General features: G+C 64.5%; 22 protein-coding genes. 14 read left to right on the forward strand and 8 right to left on the reverse strand.

From position 1 onward, the window contains the following. Window positions 1-183: 183 nt before the first annotated feature. Complete coding sequence (locus VG320_RS09215) at window positions 184-1,827, forward strand: methyl-accepting chemotaxis protein (RefSeq protein ID WP_327199809.1); 1,644 nt, start codon at window positions 184-186, stop codon at window positions 1,825-1,827. 3 nt (window positions 1,828-1,830) lie between these two features. Here the strand turns inward: VG320_RS09215 and yfcF are convergent, their stop codons facing one another. Together yfcF and VG320_RS09225 are read right to left on the reverse strand one after the other, a co-directional pair. Beyond that, window positions 1,831-2,463, reverse strand: a complete 633-nt coding sequence (yfcF, locus tag VG320_RS09220) for a glutathione transferase (RefSeq protein WP_327199810.1) — start codon at window positions 2,461-2,463, stop codon at window positions 1,831-1,833. Between the two features lie 66 nt (window positions 2,464-2,529). Further along, entirely contained in the window at window positions 2,530-3,441 is a 912-nt protein-coding gene (locus tag VG320_RS09225; RefSeq protein ID WP_327199811.1) for a LysR family transcriptional regulator, read from the reverse strand. 190 nt (window positions 3,442-3,631) lie between these two features. Here VG320_RS09225 and VG320_RS09230 point away from each other — a divergent pair, with 190 nt between their 5' ends. The 12 genes from VG320_RS09230 to VG320_RS09285 all read left to right on the forward strand — a co-directional run bounded on the left by VG320_RS09230 (window position 3,632) and on the right by VG320_RS09285 (window position 18,619). Next, the gene (locus VG320_RS09230; protein ID WP_327199812.1) at window positions 3,632-4,408 is read left to right on the forward strand and encodes an SDR family oxidoreductase; all 777 of its coding nucleotides are present in this window, start codon (window positions 3,632-3,634) and stop codon (window positions 4,406-4,408) included. 27 nt (window positions 4,409-4,435) lie between these two features. Beyond that, window positions 4,436-5,638, forward strand: coding sequence for a YncE family protein (locus tag VG320_RS09235; RefSeq protein WP_327199813.1), 1,203 nt, complete (start codon window positions 4,436-4,438; stop codon window positions 5,636-5,638). 64 nt (window positions 5,639-5,702) lie between these two features. Next, entirely contained in the window at window positions 5,703-6,530 is an 828-nt protein-coding gene (locus tag VG320_RS09240) for a shikimate dehydrogenase (RefSeq protein WP_327199814.1), read from the forward strand. A gap of 101 nt (window positions 6,531-6,631) precedes the next feature. Beyond that, window positions 6,632-8,038: an MFS transporter gene (locus tag VG320_RS09245; protein ID WP_327199815.1), complete on the forward strand. Its 1,407-nt coding sequence runs from the start codon at window positions 6,632-6,634 to the stop codon at window positions 8,036-8,038. A 330-nt stretch (window positions 8,039-8,368) separates the two neighbouring features. After that, the gene (locus VG320_RS09250) at window positions 8,369-9,013 is read left to right on the forward strand and encodes a sugar dehydrogenase complex small subunit (protein WP_327199816.1); all 645 of its coding nucleotides are present in this window, start codon (window positions 8,369-8,371) and stop codon (window positions 9,011-9,013) included. Window positions 9,014-9,042: 29 nt separating this feature from the next. Next, window positions 9,043-10,692 carry a GMC family oxidoreductase gene (locus tag VG320_RS09255; protein ID WP_327199817.1) on the forward strand — a complete coding sequence of 550 codons (1,650 nt, stop codon included), beginning with the start codon at window positions 9,043-9,045 and terminating at the stop codon, window positions 10,690-10,692. A gap of 3 nt (window positions 10,693-10,695) precedes the next feature. Next, window positions 10,696-12,183 carry a cytochrome c gene (locus VG320_RS09260; protein ID WP_327199818.1) on the forward strand — a complete coding sequence of 496 codons (1,488 nt, stop codon included), beginning with the start codon at window positions 10,696-10,698 and terminating at the stop codon, window positions 12,181-12,183. After that, window positions 12,180-13,403 (forward strand): porin, encoded by a 1,224-nt coding sequence (locus tag VG320_RS09265; RefSeq protein ID WP_327199819.1) that lies wholly within the window; start codon window positions 12,180-12,182, stop codon window positions 13,401-13,403. The genes VG320_RS09260 and VG320_RS09265 overlap by 4 nt, the downstream gene beginning before the upstream one ends. Window positions 13,404-13,536: 133 nt before the next feature. Next, window positions 13,537-14,343: an IclR family transcriptional regulator gene (locus VG320_RS09270; RefSeq protein WP_327199820.1), complete on the forward strand. Its 807-nt coding sequence runs from the start codon at window positions 13,537-13,539 to the stop codon at window positions 14,341-14,343. Window positions 14,344-14,639: 296 nt separating this feature from the next. After that, window positions 14,640-15,728: a phosphotransferase gene (locus VG320_RS09275; protein ID WP_327199821.1), complete on the forward strand. Its 1,089-nt coding sequence runs from the start codon at window positions 14,640-14,642 to the stop codon at window positions 15,726-15,728. 75 nt (window positions 15,729-15,803) lie between these two features. Continuing rightward, window positions 15,804-17,021, forward strand: a complete 1,218-nt coding sequence (locus VG320_RS09280; RefSeq protein ID WP_327199822.1) for an acyl-CoA dehydrogenase family protein — start codon at window positions 15,804-15,806, stop codon at window positions 17,019-17,021. A 17-nt stretch (window positions 17,022-17,038) separates the two neighbouring features. Further along, window positions 17,039-18,619: a class I adenylate-forming enzyme family protein gene (locus tag VG320_RS09285; protein WP_327199823.1), complete on the forward strand. Its 1,581-nt coding sequence runs from the start codon at window positions 17,039-17,041 to the stop codon at window positions 18,617-18,619. Window positions 18,620-18,725: 106 nt separating this feature from the next. Here VG320_RS09285 and VG320_RS09290 read toward each other — a convergent pair whose 3' ends face one another. From VG320_RS09290 to VG320_RS09310, 5 genes are all read right to left on the reverse strand, one after another. Then, entirely contained in the window at window positions 18,726-19,904 is a 1,179-nt protein-coding gene (locus VG320_RS09290; RefSeq protein ID WP_327199824.1) for an ABC transporter substrate-binding protein, read from the reverse strand. 102 nt (window positions 19,905-20,006) lie between these two features. Continuing rightward, window positions 20,007-20,714: an ABC transporter ATP-binding protein gene (locus VG320_RS09295; protein WP_327199825.1), complete on the reverse strand. Its 708-nt coding sequence runs from the start codon at window positions 20,712-20,714 to the stop codon at window positions 20,007-20,009. Beyond that, on the reverse strand, window positions 20,698-21,465 hold the full coding sequence (locus VG320_RS09300; protein WP_327199826.1) for an ABC transporter ATP-binding protein: 768 nt from the start codon (window positions 21,463-21,465) through the stop codon (window positions 20,698-20,700). The genes VG320_RS09295 and VG320_RS09300 overlap by 17 nt, the downstream gene beginning before the upstream one ends. Next, window positions 21,458-22,474, reverse strand: a complete 1,017-nt coding sequence (locus VG320_RS09305; protein ID WP_327199827.1) for a branched-chain amino acid ABC transporter permease — start codon at window positions 22,472-22,474, stop codon at window positions 21,458-21,460. Before VG320_RS09305 ends, VG320_RS09300 begins: the two co-directional genes overlap by 8 nt. Then, on the reverse strand, window positions 22,471-23,340 hold the full coding sequence (locus tag VG320_RS09310; RefSeq protein WP_327199828.1) for a branched-chain amino acid ABC transporter permease: 870 nt from the start codon (window positions 23,338-23,340) through the stop codon (window positions 22,471-22,473). Before VG320_RS09310 ends, VG320_RS09305 begins: the two co-directional genes overlap by 4 nt. Before the next feature lie 411 nt (window positions 23,341-23,751). On the opposite strand from VG320_RS09310, the gene VG320_RS09315 reads away from it, so the two are divergent. After that, window positions 23,752-24,534, forward strand: coding sequence for an SDR family oxidoreductase (locus tag VG320_RS09315; protein WP_327199829.1), 783 nt, complete (start codon window positions 23,752-23,754; stop codon window positions 24,532-24,534). Window positions 24,535-24,615: 81 nt separating this feature from the next. Here the strand turns inward: VG320_RS09315 and VG320_RS09320 are convergent. After that, window positions 24,616-25,626 (reverse strand): porin (locus VG320_RS09320; RefSeq protein ID WP_327199830.1); only part of this gene is annotated, 1,011 nt, incomplete at its 5' end.

Raw genomic sequence — 25,626 nt, forward strand, 5'->3', positions numbered from 1 at the left:
CGCAGATCGAACGCACCATCGATGCGTTTAGCGCGCTGATCGGCGAGGCGCTGGTCGTCGCCGACGGTACCGACAAGGCCGTGCTGCCGGGCGACTATCGCGCCACGCTGCTCGAACAGAGCAACGTGCTGCTGAACCGGCTCGGCGGCCATGCCGCTGTGCCGCGTTGAAGGTGGAGATGTGATGCGCAATCTGACGATTCGAAGCGGGCTGCTGGCGGTGCTCTGCACCTTCGCGGCGATGCTCGTGGTGGGCGCCGCGGTGGGCGTGCTGATGATCGGCCGCGCCGACGATGCGGCACGTCGCGTGCATGACGCAGCACGCGCGTCTGCGCTCGCCGATGCATTGGGCCGCGACGCGGCGCAGGCACAGGCAGCGCTCGCGCGCGCCTACGCCGTGCTCAAGGAGCAGGGCGAGCAGGGGGATAGGGCGGCGCGCGACGGCGCGCTGGATGAGGCGCGCAATTTCATCGCGCAGGCTTCGCATGAAGGCGACGCACTTCGCGCAGCCGGCAAGGCAAGCACGAATCCGTCGCGCAGCGTGGCCGTGATCGATACGCAGCCAACTCTTGCCGCAAGCCTGCAAGGCGCGGCGCAAGCGCTCGAACGCGGCGACACTGCAGCCTACGCCACGCTCGCCGCTGGCGACATCGCGCACGAGGGCGCCCAACTGAACGCCGATATTGCCGCCTTCCATTCCGATGCAGACGCAACGGTTCGTGCCACGCTCGCGCAAGGCGCCCGTGAGCACGACTGGGTGATGGCGATGGTGGCGATAGGCCTGGCCGGTGCGCTTGCGCTGGTCGTCGTGACGCATCTCGCGTTGCGCCGCCTCGTGACGACGCCGCTCGCTGTGGCGGTCGAAGCGCTCAACCAGATCGCCGCCAACGATCTGGCGGTGCCCATCGCGCCGGGCGGTCGCAATGAGATCGGCCAGTTGCTCGACGCGATGCGCCGCATGCAGGACGGCCTCTCGCAGACGGTGCGCAACGTGCGTACATGCTGCGACGCGATCAACACGGGCGCACGCGAAATCGCGGCCGGTAATCTCGATCTCTCGGCCCGCACCGAGCAGCAGTCCGCCTCGCTCGAACAGACCGCGGCGAGCACCGAGCAACTGACCGCCACGGTGCGCCAGAACGCCGATCACGCCAACCAGGCGAGCGCGCTGGCAGCGGGCGCCGCCGATGTGGCGCAGCGCGGCGGGCGTGTGGTGGAAGAGGCCGTGGAGACGATGGAGGCCATCACGCGCAGCTCGGGCAAGATCGCGGATATCACCGGCATCATCGACGGCATTGCGTTCCAGACCAATATTCTTGCGCTCAATGCCTCGGTGGAGGCGGCGCGCGCGGGCGAGCAAGGGCGCGGCTTCGCAGTCGTGGCGGGCGAGGTGCGCATGCTCGCGCAACGCAGCGCGGCGGCGGCGCGCGAGATCAAGTCGTTGATCGACGCCTCGGTGAAGGATGTACGCGGGGGCCGCGCGCGCGTGAGCGAAGCGGGCGAGACGATGGCCGAAATCGTCCAGTCGATCGAGAAGGTCTCGGGCTTGATGAAAGAGATTGCGTCCGCAACGGTCGAACAAAGCGCCGGCATCGAGCAGGTCGAGCAGGCGGTGAGCCAGATGGATCAGGTCACGCAGCAGAATGCGGCGCTCGTTGAGCAGGCGGCGGCAGCGGCCGGTTCGCTCGAACAGCAGGCGAACCTGATGGCAGACGCCGTTGCGACCTTCCGGCTGCGTCCGCAAGGCGCGGTCACGAAAATTCGCGCGACGCTGGGAGGCGAGGGCGCGACGCTCGACGCATTCGCACCGGGCGCTGCGGCTATCTAAGCATTAGAGCGGCGGGCGCTGTAGCGCCAGCCAACGCTGCACGGTGGGGCGCTGCCACTGATAACGCGCGTAGTCGGCCAGCAGGGGCGGCACTGCATCCCCATTGAGCGCGAGGCGGTTGAGCATCAGCGCGAGGTCGAGATCGGCAATGCACCACGCGCCAAACAGGTTCGGCTGGCCGTGTGACAGCAGCGCTTCGGATGCGGCAAAAAGCTTGCGCGCGGCGTCCTGCGCGGCAGGCGAAAGCGGCGCGTCAGTGGGGCCATAGAACACCACTTCGGTCGAGCGCTCGATACGGATCGGCATCAGGTCGCTGCGCAGCCATGCCTGCACCTGACGTGCGCGCGCACGCTCGCGCCGGTCTTCGGGGTAGAGCGCGGGCTCGGGGAACGCTTCGTCGAGATACTCCGTGATCGCCGACGATTCGGACAGCGCGAAGCCGTCGTGGATCAGCGTGGGCACGCGCTGCGTGAGCGACGTCGCGGCGAAGTCCGCCGCGCGGTTGGCCTGCTTGCCCAGATCGACGGTATGCAGCGTGAAGGGCAGCGACTTCTCATGCAGTGCCACAAATACGGACATCGCATAAGGGCTGGCGTATTGTGCGTCGGCGTAGAGTTCGAGTTTCGGCTGGGACAAAACAGTCTCCGTCAAGCGTGGCGGGTGTGGCGCGATCGGCCATGGGCGTTCATATTACGCCACGCCCTATGACGTTGCGCAATCATCCGCCGCTTGTATCTCCTTCGCGCAATCTTCCATCACTTCCGCAAAAATGCGCTTGGCCGGCGTGTCGAGATCGCGCCACGCGAGTCCGATGCCGGTGCGATGGTCGCGCAGATCCAGCGGCCGCGCGATGACCTTGGGCGGCAACGCCATGGCCGCATGCTGCGGAATCACGCCGATACCGAGTCCCGCCGAAATCAGCGCGAGCATGGTGGTGTATTCGCCCAGTTCCGCTGCGATCTCCAGCGAGACGCGTTGCTGGCGCAACGCCACCAGCATTTCGTCATACATGCCCGGCGCGTAGCGGCGCGCGAGCACCAAAGCGGGATGTCCGCGCAGATCGGCGGGGCGAATCTGCGTCTTGCGTGCGAGCGCGTGATCTTCGGGCACGGCGACCACGAAGCTCTCTTCCATGACGACGCGGATCTCCACGCCCGCACCACTCACCGGCAGGCGGATCAGGCCGAAATCGAGCTTGCCGTCGTGCAGCGCCGCGATCTGCGTGGGTGTGGGCATGTCCTTGAGTTCGAGCGCAATCATGGGGTAGCGCGCGTGCATGCGCCGCATCAGTTCGGGCAGCAGGCGCGGCAACACCGACGACACGAAGGCCACGCGCAGTGTACCGATCTCGCCGCGCGCCGAAAGCCGTGCGGTCTGTTCCGCGCGCGCTGCTTGATGGAGCGTCGCGCGCGCCTCGGGAAGAAACACCACGCCCGTTTCGCTCAAAGCCACCCGATGGCGATCGCGTTCGAACAGCCGCACGCCCAGATCCTCTTCGAGCGCCTTGATCTGCATGCTCAGCGCGGGTTGCACGATGCACAGACGCTCGGCGGCGCGGCCGAAATGCAGTTCTTCCGCGAGCGCTACGAAGGCGCGCAGGTGTTTGAGTTCCATGATCTTTCTCGCGGAGTGTGGCTCGGTTATCACGCTTCATGATAACAAGGTCATGAAAGACTATTGGCGCAAGCGCGCAGAATGCGGTCAACTCCAGAGGAATACACCGAAGCCACGCGCCACGCGAGGCTGGCGGTAGCGGCCACGGTCTGAAGTCGGCCCGCCCGGCAGCCCCGCGACGCACACGACAATGACGAACGAGACACTCCGCCTGTTTGGCCTGCACGGCCGCCGCGCCCTGGTGACGGGCTCTGGGCGTGGCATTGGGCTGGCCCTCGCGGGTGGCCTGGCGCGTGCTGGCGCCGCCCTGGTGATCAATGGACGCAATCAAGCACAGGCCACCGAGGTCGCGGCCCGTTTGCGCGACGAAGGCTTCGAAGCCGATATCGCCGTCTTCGACGTGGCCGATGCCGACGCCGTCACGCGCGCCGTCGATGCCGTCGAGGCCAATCTGGGCCCCATCGATATTCTCGTGAACAACGCCGGTATCCAGCGACGCGCGCCGCTCGACCAGTTTGCCGCGAGTGACTGGAACGAATTGATGCGCGTGAATCTGGACGGCGTTTTCCACGTTTCGCAGGCCGTTGCGCGTCATATGCTCGCGCGCGGGCGCGGCAAGATCATCAATATCAGTTCGGTGCAAAGCGCGCTGGCGCGGCCCACCATCGCGCCTTACGCCGCCTCCAAGGGTGCGCTGCGCATGCTCACGCAAGGCATGTGCGCCGACTGGGCAAGTCACGGCCTCCAGATCAATGCGCTGGCGCCGGGCTACTTCGCGACCGACCTCAACCGCGCGCTCGTGGACGACCCCGAGTTCAGCGCATGGCTATGCAAGCGCACGCCTGCGGGCCGCTGGGGCCGCGTCGAAGAGTTGTGCGGAGCCGCCGTGTTTCTCGCCTCCGACGCGTCGAACTTCGTGAACGGGCAGACGCTTTTCGTCGACGGCGGACTCACGAGCGTGGTGTAACGCGCCCCTGCAATCAAGGATCTATCCATGAAGTCACACACATCCCTTCCCTCGACATCGCGGCGCGTGCTCGCGGGCCTTACGTTCGCGTTGACGCTGGGCGCGGCAGTGCCTGCCGCACAGGCGGCCGACTGGATCGTCTCCGGCAACGACGGCAAATATCAGCGTGTGGAAGGGCGCGATACCTACCTCACGAATCCGCCGCCCGATACGCTCACGCTGCTCGACGCCAGCCATTTCCCGCCGCAGGTCAAGGCGACGGTGGAAGTCGAAAACGGCATTCAGGGTCCGCCGCAGGCCGTGGCCGTGACGCCCGACGGCGCGCTCGCCCTGGTGGCCGCGCCCACGCGCTACGACGAAGCGGCGAAAAAGCTCATCATGGACCCCTTCCTGCAAGTGGTCGATCTGCGCGCCACGCCGCCCGCTGTTACGCGAGTCGATCTGGGCACGCACCCGCAGGGCATCGCGATCGATCGCAGCGGGCGTCTGGCGCTCGTGACCGGCGTGGATGGCCGCGTGGCCGTGGTGCAGATCGACGGCAACAGCGTCAAGATCGCCGACTGGCTCAAGCTCGGAGAAAAGCGTCTTGCGGGCGTGAGTTTCACCCACGACGGGCGCCATGCGCTGGTGTCGCTGCGCGACGAGCAGGGCGTGGCCGTGCTGGACGTGAACGACGGCCATGTGAGCGACACGGGCGCGCGTCTTTCATCGGGCGTGGCGCCGTACACCATCGACGTATCGAGCGACGGCAAGTGGGCCGTGGTGAGCGACGTGGGCCTGGCGGGTTTGCCCAACTACAGCGGCAAGCTGGCGGGCGACGCGGACGCGATCACGCTTATCGACGTCTCGCACGAGCCCTTCCGCGCGGTGCAGCATCTCACTGTGCCGTCGCTGCCCGAAGGCGTGGCCATTTCGCCCGATGGCCGCTGGATCGGCGTGCAGGCGATGGATGGTTCGAACCTCACGCCCGACAATCCTGGCCGTCATGCGCGCGGCAAGGTCGTGCTGTTCGAGATCCGCAACGGCGTGGCGCATCAGGTTTCAGAAGCGCCGGGTGGCGAGGCGGCGCAAGGCATCGTGTTCACCGCAGACAGCAAATATCTGATCGTGCAGTTCAACGTCGAGCATCAACTGGCGCTTTACGCAGTCAACGGCGGTCACTTGCGCGATACGGGCAAGCGCATCGAAATCAAGGGTGGACCGTCCTCGCTGCGCACGACGCCACGGTAAACAAGCGAAAAACAATAATCAATAAAACTAATCTCTAGCCATTCCGAATCTCATACTGTCGATCATGCCTCATTCGATACCCACACTCTGCGGCTCGCTCGCTGGCCAGCCATTCACCTTCAACGTCAAGGTGCACAACGCCGCCTATCGCGAACTGGAGCTTGACTACACCTTCGTGAGCTTTGGCGTCGAAGATGCGCCGCTGGCGGTGCAGGCCATCCGCACCCTCGGCATTCGCGGCATGAATGTGACGATGCCGCACAAGCAGGCGGTGATTCCGTATCTGGACGCGCTCGACGAAACGGCGCGTGAAATCGGCGCGGTGAATACGATCGACAATCGATCCGGAGTGCTGACCGGTTACAACACCGATTGCGTGGGCGCGGTGCGTGCACTCGAAGAAGTGACCACCTTGCCGGGCAAGCGGATCGCCCTGCTGGGGGCGGGCGGCGCAGCACGCGCGATCGCCTGGGGCGCGCGTCGCGCCGGTGCGAGCGTGACCGTATTCAATCGCACGGCGGAACGCGGCCGCTCGCTGGCCGAGGATTTCGGACTGCGCTTTGGCGGGTCGCTGGCGGACTTCGACCCGCAAGCTTTTGACGGTGTGGTCAACGCCACGGCGGCGGGTTTTCGTGCGCCCAATGCGAGTCCACTGACGCCGCATCAGTTGGCCTCCCATCTGTTCGTGATGGACGCGGCGTTTTTGCCGGTGCGTACCCGCCTGATTCGCGACGCCGACGAAGCGGGCTGCGCCACCGTCGATGGCACGCGCATGCTGCTGCATCAATTCTGCGGGCAGATCGAGCTTTACACGGATCGGCCCGCGCCGTTCGAGGCCATGCGTACGGCGTTGCTCGACGAGATCGAGCGCGTGACGCGCAACGCCGCGTAGCCGGTCCACGCATCCGGCAGCCCGCGTCAGACGGGCGCCGGAGGGGCAAGCCGATCGCGGCGCCGCCTGCATGCACAGGAGTTGAAATGGAAGGAGACGACATGAAGCAGCAATCGATTGCCATGAGCGGTGCAGTGCCGCGCGCCGATGAACGCAACAGCGAACGCAGCGGCGCGGACGCCGCGCAGAGCAAGGTGACATCCGCGGATCTTTACCGCGCGGCGTGGGCGGCTTCGATCGGCAGCGCGCTGGAGTACTACGACTTCGCGCTCTACAACCTCGCTTCCGCGCTGATCTTCGGCCCGTTGTTCTTTCCGTCGAGCGACCCCGCATTGGGCTTGATCGCAAGCTTCGGCGCGTATTTCATCGGCTTCGCAATCCGGCCCGTGGGCGGCATCGTGTTCGGCGCGCTGGGCGACCGCTATGGACGCAAGTTCGTGCTGATGGCCACCATTCTGCTGATGGGCGTCGCGAGCACGCTGATCGGCGTGCTGCCGACCTACGCGAGCGTGGGCATCTGGGCGCCGGTTCTGCTGGTGGGCTGCCGCCTGCTGCAGGGGCTGGGCGCGGGCGCGGAACAGGCCGGCGCCGCCGTGCTGATGGCCGAATTCGCGCCGCCGCAACGGCGCGGCTATTTCGCGGCGCTGCCGTTCATGGGCGTGCTGCTGGGCACCGTAATGGCCGCGGCGATCTACTTCGCGCTCGTGCGGGTCGAAGATATTTCGCAGACGCCGCTCTGGCGCGTGCCCTTCCTGCTGAGTGCGGTCATCATTGCCGTGGCCGTGTGGATCCGGCTGCGGCTGCGTGAGTCGCCGTCGTTTGCGCGGCTCGAGGCGCGTAAGCAGGTGAACGAAAGCCCGCTGCGCCACCTGCTGCGCACCTCGAAACCCACCGTGCTGAAGGTGATCGGCCTGCGCATGGCCGAGAACGGCGGATCGTCGATCTACCAGTCGCTTGCGATCAGCTATATCGCCACGGCAACGGGCTTGAAAGGGCAGATCGGGCCGCTCGCATTGCTGTTCGCCGGAGCATCCGGCGCGATCGTAATTCCACTTGCAGGACTGCTTAGCGATCGTATCGGGCGCGTGCGTACGTACCGTATTTTTGCGGTCTATCAGCTTCTCCTGGCGTTTCCCACCTGGTGGGTACTGAGTCTTGGTAACGCCACGGCCAGCATCGTCATGCTGTGCGTAACGCTGGCTGGCGTGTGGGGCATGTTCGCCACGCAAGGCGCGCTGCTGCCGGAACTGTTCGGCGCACAGCATCGCTATGCGGGCGTGGCGGTGGGGCGCGAGTTGTCGGCGGTGGTGGCGGGCGGCATCGCGCCGCTGGTGGGGGCGTCGATCATCGCGTGGGCCACCACGCATTGGGGGGCGGGACACGGCACCGTCCTCGCGTGGATTCCGCTTGCGAGTTATGTTGCAGTCCTGAGTTTTGTCGGAGTGCTCACGACATTCCATATTCCCGAAACACGCGGCCGCAATCTCGACGATCTCAACGACGCATAGATTCCACGCAGGCTTTGCGGTTTCGCGTAGTACGACGGCGGCTCTTCAGGCCGCCGTTTTTCATTTCTGCAGCGCGCTCGCGCTTGCGGGGGTTTTGTCGATCTATCCCCATTAAATCTCTCCACGTGGAGATTTATTGCAAATTTCGCAATTGTTCTGTGCTTGACGATTCTATGGAACCGGTTCCATAATCGCGCCGCTTCAGATCGTCGCACCGCTTCGACCGTCAAGTGTCCGGTCGGATGGATGTCGGGCGTGGTCGAGGGCTTGTTGGGGCAGTGTCGCCTGGCGTCGGGCCATGTGCGCAGAGCCGCGTAACCATTCAAAAAAATGCAAAAGATCAACCCGCAGCACACCGGTGACGCGGCGCGCGACGCGCAGCATGCACCTCCTAGCGCCAGGCGTCGCACTGTGCTCAAAACGCTGGTGGCGGCACTGACGCACGCCGGCTTTCTCGCGGTTGCGCCGAGCGCCTTCGCGGGCGCACCCTTCAACGCCCAGGATTTCATGACGGTCTCGCAGGCGCTCACCGGGCACCGCAACCTGGACGCCGGCATCGGCACGCGACTCTTCAACGCGCTCAGCAGCGCCGACCGTGGCTTCGCGGCGCGCGCCGCCGCGCTGGCGCAGCGCATCGGGCCCGGCCAGACGCCGCAGCAACTGCTCGCGGCAGCGGATGCAGCCGATACCGCGAATCTGCGCGACACCGCGCTCGCCATTGTCGCGGCTTGGTACACGGGCACCGTGGGCCACGGCACGAAAGCCGTGATGGTGACCTACGCAAACGCGCTCATGTACGGCACGGTCGGCGACGGCATGAGCCCGCCCACTTACTGCGCGAACGGCCCGCTCTGGTGGACCGCCGCGCCGCCGCCTGCCGACGTCGCATCGCCGGCCGTTGCTGCCGCGCGCCGCGCCAATGCGCCGAAGCACGCCGCAACGCAAGCCGCAACGCCCGCCCACCGATCTGCCTGAGCGTCCGCACCCGGACCTGCACCCCACACATGAAAACACCCGTATTTGAAGCGAATGGCGATGTCACGGCCGATGTCGTGATCGTCGGCTCCGGCGTGGTCGGCGCATTGATCGCCGATCAACTCGTGAGCGAAGGTCATTCCGTGCTGATGCTCGAAGCCGGCCTGCGTATCGAGCGCGCCCAGGCCGTTGAGAACTGGCGCAACATGCCGTTCGACAACCGCGTCGGCTCCGATTTTCAGGGCCTTTATCCGCAGTCCGAACACGCGCCCGCGCCGCTGTACTTCCCGAAGAACAACTACGTGGGCCTGAGTGGCCCGGACGGCAATAGCTTCCAGCAGGGCTACCTGCGCACGGTGGGCGGCACGACCTGGCACTGGGCCGCTTCGTGCTGGCGTCATCTGCCGGTGGACTTCCGCATGCATTCGACCTATGGCGTGGGTCGCGACTGGCCGATTGCCTACGCGGAACTCGAGCCGTACTACTGCCGCGCCGAGGAAGAACTGGGCGTGGCCGGCCCGAACGATCCGTCGATGCAGTCGCCGACCGAGCGCAGCCGCCCGTACCCAATGGAGATGGTGCCGTGGGGCCACGGCGACAAGCGCTTCGCCGAAATCGTGAACGCCCACGGTTATCACTCGATTCCGATTCCGCAGGCGCGCAGCACGCGCCCGTGGAATGGTCGTCCGACTTGTTGCGGCAACAACAATTGCCAGCCTATCTGCCCGATCGGCGCGATGTACAACGGCATCCATCACGTTCAGCGCGCGGAGCACAAGGGCGCACACGTACTCGCGGAATCCGTCGTCTATCGCATCGACACCGATGCGAATAACCGCATCACGGCGGTGCATTGGTACGACAAGGCGCACAAGTCGCATAAGGCCAGCGGCAAGCGTTTCGTGCTTGCCTGCAACGGCATCGAAACGCCGCGCCTGCTGCTGCTCGCCGCCAACGAACGCAATCCCATCGGCATTGCGAATTCGTCGGATCAGGTGGGGCGCAACATGATGGACCACTCCGGTTTTCACTGCACTTTCCTCGCGAACGAGCCGATGTGGCTCGGCCGCGGCCCCGCACAGAGCAGTTGTATCGTCGGTCCGCGCGACGGCGACTTCCGTGGTCAGTACTCGGCGAACAAGATGATTCTCAACAACATCTCGCGCGTCGGACCGGCTACGCAGCAGGCGCTCAAGCTCGGACTGGTTGGCAAGGAACTTGATGAAGAGATCCGCCGCCGCGCGATCTATGGCGTCGATCTGTCGATCAGCCTGGAACCGCTGCCCGATCCCAACAACCGCCTCACGCTGAGCAAGACGCGGATGGACCCGCACGGTCTTGCGTGCCCGGATATTCACTACGACGTAGGCGACTACGTACGCAAGGGCGCCGAGGCCGCGCACAAGCAACTCGAACACATTGGCAGCCTGTTCGATGCGGTGGAATTCAACATCACGACCTCGCTCAACGCCAACAACCACATCATGGGCGGCACCATCATGGGCGCGAGCGCGAAGGACTCGGTCGTCGACGGCGACTGCCGCGCGCACGATCACGATAACCTCTGGCTGCCGGGCGGTGGCGCGATGCCGTCGGCCTCGGTCGTGAATACCACGCTGTCGATGGCGGCGCTCGCCATCAAGGCTGCAGATTCGATCTCGGCCAGCATGAAGGGGTGAGTCATGAGGATTGCTGATCGAATTTTCAAGCGCACGAAGTCGGGCTTCGCTGCGGCGCTGTTGATGGGCGCGGCGCAGTTCGCATGCGCCCAGGCGCCTGGCACGATCGACGCCGATCCGGCGCTGGTCGCCAAAGGCCACCAACTGGCCGTCGCGGCAGACTGTATGGCCTGCCATACATCGGTCAACGGCGGCAAGCCTTTTGCCGGCGGCTACGGCATCGCCTCGCCGATGGGCACGATCTATTCGAGCAACATCACGCCGTCGAAAACGGCGGGCATCGGCAGCTATACGGAAGTGCAGTTCGCCCGCGCGTTGCGCGAGGGCGTGCGTGCGGACGGCGCGCATCTCTATCCGGCGATGCCCTATACCTCGTACGCAGGACTGAGCGACGACGACGTGCATGCGCTCTACGCATACTTCATGCACGGCGTGGCGCCCGTGGACCAAGCCGCGCCGCAGACGAAACTGCCGTTCCCGTTTGGCGTGCGCGCGTCGATGGCGTTCTGGAACACGCTCTATCTGCGCGAGCGCCGCTTCGAGCCCGATCCGCAGCATGACGCGCAGTGGAATCACGGCGCGTATCTGGCGAATGTACTCGCGCACTGCAGCGCCTGCCATACGCCGCGCAACTTCATGATGGCCGAAGACGCGAAGCAGGCGTTGGGCGGCGCGCAACTGGGACCGTGGTACGCGCCGAACATTACCTCGGATGCGATGAGCGGCATCGGTGCCTGGAGCGACGCGGAACTCGTGAGCTACCTGAAAACAGGGCGCGCGCCCGGCAAGAATCAGGCAGCGGGGCCCATGGCCGAAGCGGTGCAGAACAGCCTGCAATATCTCTCCGATGACGACCTCGCCGCGATCGTCGTGTATCTGCGCGGCACCATGCCGATCCGCGATGCGCGCGAGACGAAGCCTGCGTTCGCGCATGGTGCATCGGCGAGCGTCGAAACGGACCTGCGCGGCATGCAGCCATCGAACGCTAATGGCACGCTCACCAGCGGTGCGGCGCTTTTCAGCGGTTATTGCGCCAGTTGCCATCGCGTGGACGGAACGGGTAGCCCGAGCCAGGCGTATCCATCGCTATCGGCCAATACGGCGACCGGTTCGCTCAATCCGTCGAATCTGGTCGCGGCGATGCTTTACGGCGTGGATCGCGAAGCGGGCGGCCAGCATGTGCTGATGCCGGGCTTTGGCGAGGACTCCTATGTTCAGCCGCTGAACGACGAGCAGATCGCCTCGATTGCGAATTACGTGCTCGCGCAATATGGCAATGCCGACGTCCATGTCTCGGTTGAGGATGTCGTTGAAGCACGTAATGGCGGCCCGCGTCCGCTGCTTGCGCGTCTGCAACCGTTGATGGTGCCTGGCATGATCGTGGCGGCGTTGCTCGTCGTCGGGCTGGCGATTGGCTTCGTGCGACGCGCCCGCCGCCGTGCGATGGCGAAAGCCGCGGCGGCGGCGACGATCCAGACCGGAAAAGCATGAGGGCTTTTGAAACCGGCACACGCAGACTTGCAAAGCTGGCGGCATGTAGTGGCGCGGCGGCAGCCTTTTCGGGGGCCGCCGCCGCGCAAGGCAGCATCACGCTGTCGGGCATTGTCGATGGCGGCTTTGGCTATAGCAGCAACGTGCGCGTCGCGCAGTCGGCGGGCGCGGCTGGCACGCCCGCAGTCTATGTGGGCCGCCCGAGCTATGGCTTCCAGAGTGGCACCTGGAACGGCGACCGCTGGCGTTTGATCGGCGCGGAAGATCTGGGTGCGGGCCGCAAGGCGCTGTTCGACTTCGAAAACGGCTTCAATCTGGGCACGGGCGCGGCGGGGCAGAGTGGCCGTCTGTTTGGCCGCCAGTCGTGGATGGGCGTCGCCGACGAACGACTCGGTACGCTCACGCTGGGCCGCCAGTACGACGCTATTGTCGATATGGTCGGCGCGATCGGTCCCACCAGCTTTCTCACGGGCATGGCCGCGCATCCTGGCGATATCGACAACGTCGATAACAACGCGCGCATCAACAACGCGATCAAGTACGCGAGCCCCCGTCGCTACGGCCTGCAGTTCGAGGCGGTTTACGGCTTTGGCGGCGAGGCGGGCAGCGTCGCGGCGCGCAATGCGTGGAGCGTCGGGCTGGCATATCGCGACGGGCCGCTCAATCTTGCGGCCGCGTATCTGCACGCCAATAGCGATTCGGCACGGGGCGCGTGGAACGGCATCTATGACGGCTATTATTCGTCGTCGATCAACGAAGGTTTTGCATCGGCGGCGCGGCTCGACGTATTCGCCGCTGCGATGACGTATCGCTATCGCGCGCTGACTGCCGGGCTCAACTGGAGCAACGCGCGCTACGATGCGGGCGCGGGATCGCTGTTCGCGGGCAGCGCTATCTTCGATACGGTGCAGGCGACCTTGAGCTGGCAGGCCACGGCTGCGCTGCGCGTGGCGGGCGGTTACGGCTACACGCATCGCAGTTCGGTAAGCGATGCCGATAGCGCCCAGTATCACGAGTTCAATCTGTCCGCGTTCTACGCGCTGAGCAAACGTACCTGGCTCTACGGCCTCGTGGGCTATCAGCAGGCCAGCGGGGCCACGCTCGACGCCTGGGGCAATGCCGTGGCGGCGACCGCGTCGCTGGGCGATGTGTCGAACGGCGCTTCGTCGGCAAACGGGCGGCAGGTCGTGGCGCGAGTGGGTTTGAGGCAGTTGTTCTGAGCGCCGGCGTCAGACGCTGTCCCGGATTTAGGGTGCCCTACCCATTGACGCCGTCTGACGATTTTGCGATACAGAATATAATTCCGCGGATCAACTGCCCGCGGTGAACCGCGCACCCCATTCCCCTATCGCAATGTCTGATACCGCGCAGAAGCCGGCCCGAGCAAGCGCCCACAAGGAAGATCGCCATTTTGTCACTGCGCTGGCACGCGGGCTTGACGTCCTCGCGTGCTTTCGCGGCGGCGACACGACGCTGACCAACCAGGAGATTGCCCAGCGCTGCAAGCTGCCGCGATCGACGGTCTCGCGGCTGACGATGACGCTCACGAAACTGGGCTACCTCATTCATCTGGAAGACACCGGCCGCTATCGCCTGGGCACCGCCTGTCTCGCGCTAGGCAGTTCGATGCTTGCGCGACTTGACGTGCGCAAGCTCGCGCGGCCCATGATGCAGGAGCTTTCCGAGTTCTCGGGCGGCACGGTGTCGCTGGGCGTGCGCGACCGGCTGTCGATGCTGTATATCGAAAGCTGCCGCAGCACTGCGGCGCTGGCGCTCACGCTCGATGTGGGTTCACGCATTCCGTTGGCGACTTCCGCGATCGGGCGTGCGTGGCTGGCCGCCGTGCCCGCACGCGAACGCGATGACGTGATGGAGCAGATTCGCGAGCTTGACGACATGGCCTGGCCGGCTGTGCGGCGTGGCATCGAGCAGGGCGTGAGCGATCATGCGGAACTGGGCGTGACCTGTTCGTTCGGCGAATGGCAGAAAGACGTGAACGGCATCGCGCGCGCGTTTGAACCCGGTGGCGGCCTGCCCGTCATGGCCATCAACGTGGGCGGACCTTCCTTTTCGCTTACACCGGAGTTTCTCCTTGATGAAGTGAAACCGCGGCTGTTGCAGATGATCGCGCAACTGGAAGCGGCAATCGCAGGTCAATAAAGACGAGGGCGCGGGTGGTTTGCTCGCGCCATTTCTTTTTCGCCGAATAGTTCGGCATCCGAATTAAATTAGCCGGAACGCGTCTTTGACGCGCGCTATTGCGCGCTGCCCACTTCATGCCGACTGAATCACGCGAGGAAATCCTGGCGTTACAGGCATGCCTGTACCAGTGGGGTTTTTCCTGATCTTTTGAATCGAATCGGCGCTTTACAGCGCTGGAGACTCCGCGTTAGCATTTCTGCAGTGCAGAATTCATGATCGCTTTGCAGAATTATTTTTGAGGGCGTATCGATTCCATGAGCATCGATCTCCAGTCGAGCTTTAGCGGCACGCGTCCCGTCGCGCCCGCGCACGCCTTCGACGTGGCTCGCCTGACCCAATGGATGCGCGAGCACCTGGACGGATTCACAGGCGAGCTTCGCGTCGAGCAATTCAAGGGCGGCCAATCGAATCCCACGTTCCTGCTGGACGCGGGCGCTGCGCGTTATGTGCTGCGCCGCAAGCCGCCAGGCGCGCTGTTGCCTTCGGCGCACGCGGTGGAGCGCGAATATCGCGTGATCCGCGCACTCGCACAGACCGAGGTACCGGTCGCGAAAGCCCACGCGCTCTGCGAGGATGCCGCTGTGATTGGCTCGCCGTTCTATCTCATGGAGTACGTGGAGGGCCGCATTTTCTGGGACGCGGCGCTGCCGGACATGACGCGCGAGGCGCGCGGCGCGATTTACGGCGAGATGAATCGCGTGATCGCCGCACTCCATTCGGTCGATCCCGACGCTATCGGCCTGAGCGACTTTGGCCGCGCGGGCAACTATATCGAGCGTCAGGTCACGCGCTGGACGCGTCAGTATCGCGCCTCGGAAAACGAGCGTATCGAAGCCGCCGACCAGTTGATCGACTGGTTGCCGAAGCACATGCCGCAAGGCGATGAGCGCCGCATCGTGCATGGCGACTATCGGCTCGACAACGTCATTTTCGATGCGCACGAGCCGCGCATTCTCGCCGTGCTGGACTGGGAGCTTTCCACGCTTGGCCATCCGCTCGTCGATTTCGCCTATCACTGCATGATCTGGCACATGCAGGCGGGCGCGCGTCGCGGGCTGGTGGGCCTCGATCTGGCGGCGCTCGGCATCCCCGACGAAAAGACCTATTTGCGTCGTTATCTTCAGACGGTTGCGCGCGCATCCAACACGTCGATCCCTGAAGCGGACTGGGGCTATTACCTCGTCTTCAATATGTTCCGGCTGGTGGGCATCCTGCAAGGCGTGATGGCGCGCGCGCTGCAGGGCAATGCGTCCAATGCGCTAGCGCTCGAAACGGGGCGGCGCACGCGGCCGCTCGCGGAACAGGCATGGGCGCTGGCACGCGAAGTCGATGCCATGCGCTAACGCGGCTCGCGCCGGAAAGGACCTGATTTCAGGCTGACCATTCACGCAATTCATGCAATTCACGCGGACAAGGCTATGAACTTCGAACACTCGGGCAAGGTAAAGGAACTGCAGGCGCGTCTCACGGCGTTCATGGAACAATATGTGTATCCGGCGGAGCAACAGTTCGCAACGGAGATGGACGCGGCGCGGCGCGCCGGCAATCCGTGGCAGCCTGCGCCGGTGATGGAGCAGCTCAAGGACAAGGCGCGCGCCGCCGGTTTGTGGAATCTGTTCCTGCCCGCGCACGAAGGTCAGGGCGGTCTGACGAATCTGGAATACGCGCCGCTGTGCGAAATCATGGGGCGTTCCGCGATTGGCGCGGAGCCGTTCAATTGCTCGGCGCCCGACACGGGCAATATGGAAACGCTGCTGCGCTATGGCAGCGAAGCGCAGAAGCGCGAATGGCTTGAGCCGCTGCTGGACGGCAAAATTCGCTCGGCCTTTGCGATGACGGAGCCTGCGGTAGCGTCGTCTGACGCAACCAATATCGAGGCGCGCATCGAGCGGGACGGCGATCACTACATCATCAATGCGCGCAAATGGTGGACCTCGGGCGCGAACGATCCGCGCTGCAAAATCCTCATTTTCATGGGTAAAACCGATCCGGACGGCGCGAACCGTCATCAGCGCCAGTCGATGGTGCTGGTGCCGCTGGACACGCCGGGCGTGACGGTGCTGCGCCATCTGCCGGTATTCGGTTACGACGATGCCCCGCATGGTCACGCCGAAGTCCTGTTCGAGAACGTGCGCGTGCCGGTGACGAACGTGCTACTAGGTGAAGGGCGCGGCTTCGAGATCGCACAGGGACGGCTCGGGCCGGGCCGCATTCATCACTGCATGCGCCTGATCGGCCGCGCCGAGCGCGCGCTCGAAGCGATGTGCCGCCGCACGACGCAGCGTACCGCCTTCGGTCGCAAGATAGCCGATCAGGGCGTGACGCGCGAGCGCATCGCCAACGCGCGCATTCTGATCGACCAGGCGCGCTTTCTCGTGCTGCATGCCGCCTGGAAAATGGACGAGGTGGGCAACAAGGCGGCACGCAAGGAGATTGCCATGATCAAGGTCGCCGCGCCCGCCATGGCCTGCCAGGTGATCGACTGGGCGATTCAGGCGCATGGCGGCGGCGGCGTGAGTGACGATTTCGGCCTTGCGCGCGCCTATGCGAGCGCGCGCACGATCCGCCTGGCAGATGGACCCGACGAGGTGCATCGCAACGCCATCGCCAAGATGGAACTCGCGGCCTATCTTTGAGCGAGGAGCGCGACATCATGAACGCCAGTTCGAATCTCGCTGCGCAAGCGGACGACGTGCCTTTCGCGAGCATCGGTGATCAGATCCGCAAATGGGCGGTGGAGCAGGGCGATCATCCCGCCCTGGTCTGTAACGGCACGACTTACAGCTACGCCGATCTCGATTCGATGATCGACCAATGCGCGAGCGCGTTGCAACGCGACGGCCTCGCGCCCGAAGATGTGATCGCGATCTGCGCGAATGCATCGCCGTGGTATGTGGCGGTGTTTCTGGGCGCGCTGCGCGCGGGCGCGGCAGTCGCGCCGCTTGCGCCGTCCTCGCATCCGGACAGCCTCGCGGGCATGATCGCGAATTCCGGTGCGCGCGTGTTGTTCCTGGATGCCGATGTGCGCGAAGCGTTGCAAAGCGCGGCCACGCCGCCTTGCGTGCGCAGTGTGCGGCTGGACGCGCAGCACGATGCCGCCGATACCTCGGGCATCGACGCCTGGCTCGCACCGCGCGGCGCCGTGCCCCGTCGGGTCGAAATCCAGCCGCAATGGGCCTTCAACATCATTTATTCGTCGGGGACGACCGGTTTGCCGAAGGGCATCGTGCAGTCGCACGCGATGCGCTTCGCCTACGCGCAGCGCAGCGTCGACCGTGGTTACGGGCCCGAAGCCGTGACGCTGATTTCGACGCCGCTCTATTCGAATACCACGCTCGTGAGCTTTTTCCCCACGCTCGCGCTGGGCGGCACTGTCGTGCTGATGCCGAAGTTCGAGACGAAGCGTTATCTGGAACTGGCGCAACACCATCGTGTCACCCACACCATGCTTGTGCCGGTGCAATATCAGCGCCTGATGACCGAGCCGGATTTCGACCGCTACGATCTGTCGAGTTTTGTTTCGAAGTCCTGTACGAGTGCGCCGTTCAGCGCGCGCGTGAAAGCCGACGTGGTGCGCCGCTGGCCGGGCAGTCTCACCGAGTTCTATGGCATGACCGAAGGTGGCGCGTCGTGCGAGCTGTGCGCCGACGATCACCCGGACAAACTCCATACCGTGGGCCGTGTGATGGCCGGCCACGAGATGCGCCTGATCGACGCGGCGGGCAATGAACTGCCGCCGGGCAGCATCGGCGAAATCGTGGGCCGCTCGCCAACCATGATGACTGGCTACTATCGCCAGCCCGAGAAGACGGCAGAGGCCGAATGGCACGACCGCGACGGCCAGCGTTTCATCCGCACCGGCGATATTGGTCGCTTCGACGATGACGGTTTTCTGGTGCTGATGGACCGCAAGAAGGACATGATCATCTCGGGCGGTTTCAACGTTTATCCGAGCGATCTCGAACAGGTGTTACTGAAGCATCCGGATATCGCGGAAGCGGCAGTGGTGGGCATTGCGTCGGAACGCTGGGGCGAAACGCCTGTGGCCTTCGTCACGCTGCGCGACGGTGCGGTCGAGGACGCTCATGCGCTGGCAGGCTGGGCCAACGAACGGCTCGGCAAAATGCAGCGACTGGCCGAAGTGGTGATCGCCGATGCGCTGCCGCGCAGTGCGATCGGCAAGGTCCTCAAGCGCGAGTTGCGCGAGGGATTCAAGCCGGCTCGCGCCTATTGAGCGAGCCCGGCGGTGAATGTCGTCATGGAGCCTCGCGAATGAAATACGGGCCGCGTCCAGTGCTGGATCGCGGCCCGTTTTCATCAAACCAGATTTCGCTTCAAGCTCACTTCGAGGCGGCAATCGCCGTGTCGGGCAGCGCCTTGATATTGCCGCTCTCCACCACGGCGACGACAGCACGTCCCATGGTGATGCCACCGCGCGCGTCGACGCCGGAAAGCCCGTGCGGATTGTTCTGCGCGGAGAGCGATTTGAGCGCCTGATCGTAGGCTTTGCGGATCGCACTCGCGTCGCTGGTTGTGCCCGCAACTTTCATCGCCTGCACGGTCGCCCAGACCGCCGTGTAGTTGAGCGAGACTTCCTGGGTCGGCAGACGTCCACCATGCGTCTTTGAGAAGCGCGCGACAAAGGATTTCGCGTCGGGCGAGGGATCGTCGCCAATCGGCATCACGCCGATCGAACCGTCGAGCGCGCCATATCCGCCTGCAATCTTCGCGACTTCGTCGAGCTTGGCCTGATCCATCACCACGAAGCCGCCCTTGAAGCCCAGCTCGCGCGCCTGACGGATGATGAGGCCGGTCGGCTCGGACGGGCCGCCCACGAAGATGACCTTGGGCTTCGAGGCCAGCACGCGGCTTACGCCGCTGTAGAAGTCGGTGGAGCGGTTATACGACATGGGATTGTCGGCGACGATGGTGCCGCCCGCAGCCTGCCACGCGGGCTTGAATGCGGCGGTCCAGGCTTTGCCGTAGTCGGTATCGGTGTTGGCGATGGCGGCGTCCTTGCCGAACTTGTCCATCTCGTACTTCACGAACGCCGGCGTGTATGAGGTGAATTCAGGCGGAATGCGGATCGTGAGCGGATTGCCGCGCGCGGCCAGTTGCGGCACGCTGGTGTAGGCGAGCAGCAACAGCTTTTGCTGCTGATTAATGGTCTGGACTGCGTAACATCCACCCGAATGGGGCACCAGCACGACGCTCGCGTTGTATTCCTGCGAAAGACGGCGCGCATTAATGGCGGTTTCGCTCGGGTTGTACTGGTCGTCCAGCGCCACGACATCGACCTTGATCTTCTTGCCGCCCACCACGAGCCCCGCCTGATTGATTTCGGCCACGGCCATCTGCATGCCTTCGAGCACCTCCTGGCCGTATTTCGCGGCGCCGCCGCTAAGCGGCCCGGAATAGCCGATGTGAACGGCCGTTTCCTGTGCCATCGCCGGAGCGGCCAGGGTCAGCGAAACAGCAAAAGTAGCGGCAACGGCGAGAGACAGCTTCCTGACGATCATGAACGTATCCTCGAAGGAGTAGCGATGAAGTGAAGTACCGCTGGATCTGAATGTGGCAAACCCGTGCCAGGCACGTGATAAGCCCGTGGCGAAACAAACGCGTCAGCCGCCGACATAGGCGCGCCGCACGGCTTCGTTGCCGGCAAGGGTCTCGTAGGTGCCTTCGAGCACGATGCGGCCCGATTCCACCACATAGGCGCGATGCGCGATCTTGAGCGCCGCGTGCGCATTTTGCTCGGCAAGCAGGACCGTGGTGCCCGCGCGATTGATGCGCTGGATGACCTCGAAAGTCTGCTTGACGACAAGCGGTGCCAGGCCCAGCGATGGCTCGTCGAGCAGCAGCACGCGTGGGCGGCTCATGAGCGCGCGGCCGATCGCCACCATCTGCTGCTGGCCGCCACTCAGCGACCCGGCGGGATCGTCCTTGCGGCCGACCAGATCGGGAAAGAGCGTGAGCACTTCGTCCAGACGCTGGCGGTTGCCGGCGCGGTCGCGCCGGTGTGCGTACGCGCCCAGCATCAGGTTCTTGAGGACCGACATTGCCGGGAACAGCTTGCGGCCCTCGGGGCAGTGGATCACGCCCGCACGCACGACATCGGCGGGGCGCTTGCCGACCAGATCGACGTTCTTCAGTTTGATCTGCCCCGCGCTTGCGCGCGTGAGCGCGCTGGCTGCGCGAAAGATCGAGCTCTTGCCCGCGCCGTTCGCGCCCAGCAGCACGACCAGCTCGCCTTCGTCGGCGCGCAGCGTGATGCCGTGCAGCGCGCGAAAGCTGCCGTAATCGAGGCTTACGTCATTGAACGTCAGCATGTTCGCTCCCGAGATAGGCGTCGATTACTGCCTGGTTTTTGCGGATCTCGTCGGGCGTGCCTTCGGCGATTTTCTCGCCGTGATCGAGCACCATGATCTTGTCCGCGAGATTCATGATCATGCTCATCTTGTGTTCGACGAGACAAACCGTCATGCCGCGCCGGGCGATCTTGCGGATCAGGGCGGCGAGGCCATCGGTTTCTTCGGGGTTCACGCCGCCTGCGGGTTCGTCGAGCAGCAGCAGCGTGGGATCGGTCGCCAGTGCCAGTGCAATCGCCACGCGCTTGCGCTCTTCCTGCGTGATGCCGCCCGCGGGCCGCGCTTCCAGATGCGCGAGTCCCACGAAATCGAGGGCTTCGCGCGCCTTGTCGCGGCAGGTGCGTTCTTCCGTTTTGCAGCGCGAAGTGCGTAGCAAGGCGTCCCACAGATTCGAGCGCGTGCGCAGGCGGTGGCCGACGATCAGGTTTTCCAGCACCGATGCCGTCTCGAACAGCGCCGTGGCCTGGAAAGTGCGCGCCACGCCCAGACGCGCCATCTGATCGGCTCTGAGGCCCGTCACGTCCTGGCCGCGCAGGCGAATCGTGCCCGCGCTCGGCCGGTACATGCCGCTGATGAGATTGAAGAAGGTGGTCTTGCCCGCGCCATTGGGACCGATGATGGCGTTCACGCGGCCTTCGTCGATCTTCGTGCTGACGTTGGTGACGGCCTTCAGGCCTCCGAACTGTTTGGAAAGCGTGCTGATTTCAAGCATGACCGTCTCCACTCGACGTGGCGCGGCGCGCGGCGGGGGCGGCCACTTCGCGCAGCGCAATGCGGCTGCGCGCGCTCTGGTAGAGACCCACGAGGCCGCGCGGCAGGAAGATCAGCAGCACGATCAGCAAGGGGCCGAACACGAGAAAGCGATAGTCCTGCATGAACTGCAGCGACTGCGTGAGCCACGGTAGCGCGATCGCGCCAAGCAGCGGCCCGACCAGCGTGCCGATGCCGCCCACCACCGCATACATGGTCATATCGAAGGTGTGGCTGATATTGGCGAGATCGGGCCCGAGAAAGCGCACGAAACCCGCGTAAAGACCGCCCGCAATGCCTGCATAGAACGTCGAGATCAGAAATGCCAGCATCTTGTTGCGCATGAGATCGATACCCAGAGCCTGGGCGAGGTGCTCGCTGTTGCGGATCGCCACGAAGGTGTGGCCCAGCAGCGAATGCACGATGCGATGCATCAGCCACATGCCCACGGCGAGAAACGCGAAGGTGAGGTAGTAGAGCGCACGCGGGTTTTCGAACGAGATCGGGCCGATATCGGGCGGTGCGGCGATGCCGATGATGCCCACCACGCCGTGCGTGACGCTGTCCCACTTCTCGATCACCAGAAAGATGATGTAGCCCACGCAGAGCGTGAAGATTGCGAAGTAGTTGCCCTTCAGGCGCAGCGACACGATGCCGACGAAGAAGCCCAGCACCACGCTAATCACGCCGGCAAGCGCGAAGGCCGCCCAGAACGGCACCTGATAGTCGACGGTGAGAATCCCCACTGTATAGGCGCCCACCGCCATGAAGCCGCCGTGCGCCAGATTGAACTGGCCGGTGTAGCCAGTCAGCAGATTCAGGCCGACCGTGGCGAGTGCGAAGATATAAGCCGTGGACATCACCGTGAGCGAGTAGTCGTTGCGCACCAGAAACGGCAGCACGAGTCCGGCGGCAAACAGCGCGATCCAGCCGAGATGACGCGTCACAGCAGTATTTGAAGGATTGGTCATGATGCGCGCATCTCCCGCGAAAAGAGCCCCTGCGGACGCAGCGACAGGATCGCCACCAGCAGGACGAAGGCGATCAGATCCTGATAGTCGGGCGAGACATAGAACGCGCCAAAGCTTTCCGCAACGCCGATGATGAGTCCACCCACCACCGCGCCCGGCACGCTGCCCATGCCGCCCAGGATGATGATGACGAAGGCCTTGAGGATCACTAACTGACCCATTGCGGGATAGACCAGATTGATGGGCGCATAGAGCGCGGCGGCCACGGCGGCCAGCACGCCCGAGAGCGCGAAGGTCGCCATGCCCACCTTGCGCGGATCGATGCCCATGAGTGCTGCGCCTTCACGGTTTTGGGCGACGGCGAGAATGGTCGAGCCTGCCACCGTGTGATGCAGGAACAGTTGCAGCGCGAGCACCAGACCGAACGCCGCGGCGATGATGAGCAGACGCTGGATCGGCGCAATCACGCCGCTCCATTCGAGCACGCCCGGCCACGGCGGCGACATGCGGTGAAAGTCGGTGCCCCAGAGCGCCTGCGCGGCGGCTTCGAGAAACAGCATCAGGCCGATGGCAGCGATCATCGGCGCGAGTTCGGGGGCGTTGCGCAGCGGATGAAACACCAGGCGTTCGGCGAGCACGGCCAGCACCGCCACGCACACAGCGGCGGCGGCCATCGCGCTCCAGTACCCCAGCCCAAAGCGCGACGTGAGATAGAACGCGGCGAAAGCGCCGACCATGTAGAACGCGCCGTGCGCGAAATTGGGCACGGCCATGATCCCGTACACCAGCGTGAGGCCGAGCGCGACGAGGCTGTAGATGCCTCCAAGCGTCAAACCGTTGAGTACCTGCTGCAAAAACAGATCCACCGTGACCTCCCTAACACGGGCCCTCTGCGTCAATGACCGCGCGTGGCGGCAAGGCAGGCGAAGGCCGGAGATTGAACTGCTGCGGGCCGGAGTTCCGGCGTGGCGGCAGGCGTTTCGATCATGCGGTTGCTGCGAGGACTGGCCGTGGACATCCAAGTCTGGCCAGGGTCAATTGGGCAATGAATTCTGCAGTGCAGTCATCCTGGGGAAAATACCGGACGATCGTTCGCAAATCTTTAATTGCGCAATTTTTAGCTGCTTCACATGAATATTGCGGTGCAGCGGGGCCAATTTGGGGGCGATTGACTGCCTTGACGCACGGGTTGCATGTCGATAAGTTCTGCAATGCAGTCACAGATTCTGCTAATCAGAATTGATTCTCCATCCTCAACGCGAAGGAGGGCAGGGACGATGCGTTTCACCAACAAGGTCGCTATCGTGACCGGGGCGGCTAGCGGGATTGGCCGCGCAACGGCGCGCAGGCTCTATGACGAGGGCGCGTCGGTCGCGCTGGTGGACCGGCAGGCCGGTGCGCTCGCGGACGTAGCGGCGGGTTTCGACGCCACGCGTGTCTGGCATGGCGTCGTCGATGTGGCGCGCGAGGACGACGTGGCCCGCTGCGTCGCCGAGGTACGCACTCGCTTTGGCGAGATCGACGTGCTCTGCAACGTTGCGGGCATTGCCGGCGGCGATTATTCGACCGTCGCGGAAACGGACACCGCGGTCTGGCAGCAGATCCTCTCCGTTAATCTGATGGGCGTGGTGCATTTCACCAAATGGGCCGCGCAGGCCATGATCGCGCGCGGCCAGGGGGCGATCGTCAATGTGGCTTCCGTGGCGGGCGTGCGTTCGGGTGCGGGCGGCAATGCGTACAGCGCATCCAAGGCGGCCGTCATCAACCTCACGATGACGAGCGCCTGCGATCTCGCGCCTGCGCAGATCCGCGTGAACGCCGTGTGTCCCGGCCTCATCGAAACGGGCATGACGGCCCCCATATTCGAACGCGCACGCGAGTTGAATAAAACCGACCGGCTAGGCTATCGCTGCGAATTGCGCCGGCCGGGCCGCCCGGAAGAGGTGGCCGCGGTCATCGCCTTTCTCGCCAGCGACGACGCCAGCTACGTCACCGGCCAGGCGCTGCCCGTGGACGGCGGCAACACCGCCTCGCTGAATCTGCCCGGCATGAAGGTTTAGGTGCCGCGATGATGCGGCCCGCTTGCAGGCGGGCCGCCCATCACAGCATTGCAAACACGCGCAAATGGGAGCAAGCCGCGCTCAGAACATATGGCGGATACCGAGGCTCGCGCCTACCGTCGAACCGTTCACCTCGTAAAGCGCGTTGTTAATCGACAGACCCGTATCCATGCGGCCGTGGTTGTTCACGTAGCCCACCTGGCCATAGATCGTTGTGCGCTTCGAGAGGAAGAACTGCACGCCGCCCGAGGTCATGATCGAGTGGTTCGCGCCGTTGTTGCCGTCGCGTGTGTACCAGACGCCCGCATTGACGTCGAGGTAAGGCGTGACGAAATAGCTGAAGCCGCCCGAATAAACGCTGTTGTCGAACGATCCCGCGACCTTGTAAAGCGCATAGGAGGCCGAAACGGTCAGGCTGTTTTCGAAGCGATACGTCGCGCCGAGCGTGCGGCCCACGAATTCGACGGTGCTGGGAATTGGCGTGGTCGCCGCGCTGCCGCCTGAGTTGCCGTTGTAGAGCGCGCCGGTGAGCGTGAGGCCGCCCAGGTGATAACGCAGGCTGGCGGAATACTGCCGGCCCGCCTGGAAGTCGCCCGCCGAGCCGCCCAGTGCGATCATGCCCGCTGCCTGGATGCCGTAGATTTCCGGCGAGGTATAGGTGAGCGAATTGCTGTTGAAGAGGCCGGTGACGTAGACGTTGTTCACGTAGCTCACAAGGCCGCTGCCGAAATACGACATGCCGCGCGGGTCGGTGTCGTAGAGCGACAGGAAGAACGGCGAATATTGCAGACCAGCCTTCATCGAGCCGTAGGGGCTGTCGATCCCCACCCACGCCTGGCGGCCGAACATATTGCCGTTCGAATTGTTGAACGCGCCGTTTGCCACGCTGATGCCGCTTTCGAGGGTGAAGACCGCGCGCAGTCCGCCGCCCAGATCCTCGGCGCCGCGCATGCCGAAGCTCGATCCCGTCATGCCGCTGTCGGTGAACGAAAACTGATGACCCTCGTTCTGGCCCGTCGACATATTCATCGTGTGGCTGGTGTAGAGCAACGAAGCATCGACGATGCCGTACAGCGTCACGCTGCTTTGCGC

It is taken from the genome of Paraburkholderia sp., assembly GCF_035948235.1.
Taxonomy (GTDB): domain Bacteria; phylum Pseudomonadota; class Gammaproteobacteria; order Burkholderiales; family Burkholderiaceae; genus Paraburkholderia.

Coding starts and splice junctions, on each gene's coding strand:
- VG320_RS09215 (WP_327199809.1), top strand. CDS start 184: ATGCGCAATCTGACGATTCGAAGCGGGCTGCTGGCGGTGCTCTGCACC.
- VG320_RS09225 (WP_327199811.1), bottom strand. CDS start 3,441: ATGGAACTCAAACACCTGCGCGCCTTCGTAGCGCTCGCGGAAGAACTG.
- VG320_RS09230 (WP_327199812.1), top strand. CDS start 3,632: ATGACGAACGAGACACTCCGCCTGTTTGGCCTGCACGGCCGCCGCGCC.
- VG320_RS09235 (WP_327199813.1), top strand. CDS start 4,436: ATGAAGTCACACACATCCCTTCCCTCGACATCGCGGCGCGTGCTCGCG.
- VG320_RS09240 (WP_327199814.1), top strand. CDS start 5,703: ATGCCTCATTCGATACCCACACTCTGCGGCTCGCTCGCTGGCCAGCCA.
- VG320_RS09245 (WP_327199815.1), top strand. CDS start 6,632: ATGAAGCAGCAATCGATTGCCATGAGCGGTGCAGTGCCGCGCGCCGAT.
- VG320_RS09250 (WP_327199816.1), top strand. CDS start 8,369: ATGCAAAAGATCAACCCGCAGCACACCGGTGACGCGGCGCGCGACGCG.
- VG320_RS09255 (WP_327199817.1), top strand. CDS start 9,043: ATGAAAACACCCGTATTTGAAGCGAATGGCGATGTCACGGCCGATGTC.
- VG320_RS09260 (WP_327199818.1), top strand. CDS start 10,696: ATGAGGATTGCTGATCGAATTTTCAAGCGCACGAAGTCGGGCTTCGCT.
- VG320_RS09265 (WP_327199819.1), top strand. CDS start 12,180: ATGAGGGCTTTTGAAACCGGCACACGCAGACTTGCAAAGCTGGCGGCA.
- VG320_RS09270 (WP_327199820.1), top strand. CDS start 13,537: ATGTCTGATACCGCGCAGAAGCCGGCCCGAGCAAGCGCCCACAAGGAA.
- VG320_RS09275 (WP_327199821.1), top strand. CDS start 14,640: ATGAGCATCGATCTCCAGTCGAGCTTTAGCGGCACGCGTCCCGTCGCG.
- VG320_RS09280 (WP_327199822.1), top strand. CDS start 15,804: ATGAACTTCGAACACTCGGGCAAGGTAAAGGAACTGCAGGCGCGTCTC.
- VG320_RS09285 (WP_327199823.1), top strand. CDS start 17,039: ATGAACGCCAGTTCGAATCTCGCTGCGCAAGCGGACGACGTGCCTTTC.
- VG320_RS09290 (WP_327199824.1), bottom strand. CDS start 19,904: ATGATCGTCAGGAAGCTGTCTCTCGCCGTTGCCGCTACTTTTGCTGTT.
- VG320_RS09295 (WP_327199825.1), bottom strand. CDS start 20,714: ATGCTGACGTTCAATGACGTAAGCCTCGATTACGGCAGCTTTCGCGCG.
- VG320_RS09300 (WP_327199826.1), bottom strand. CDS start 21,465: ATGCTTGAAATCAGCACGCTTTCCAAACAGTTCGGAGGCCTGAAGGCC.
- VG320_RS09305 (WP_327199827.1), bottom strand. CDS start 22,474: ATGACCAATCCTTCAAATACTGCTGTGACGCGTCATCTCGGCTGGATC.
- VG320_RS09315 (WP_327199829.1), top strand. CDS start 23,752: ATGCGTTTCACCAACAAGGTCGCTATCGTGACCGGGGCGGCTAGCGGG.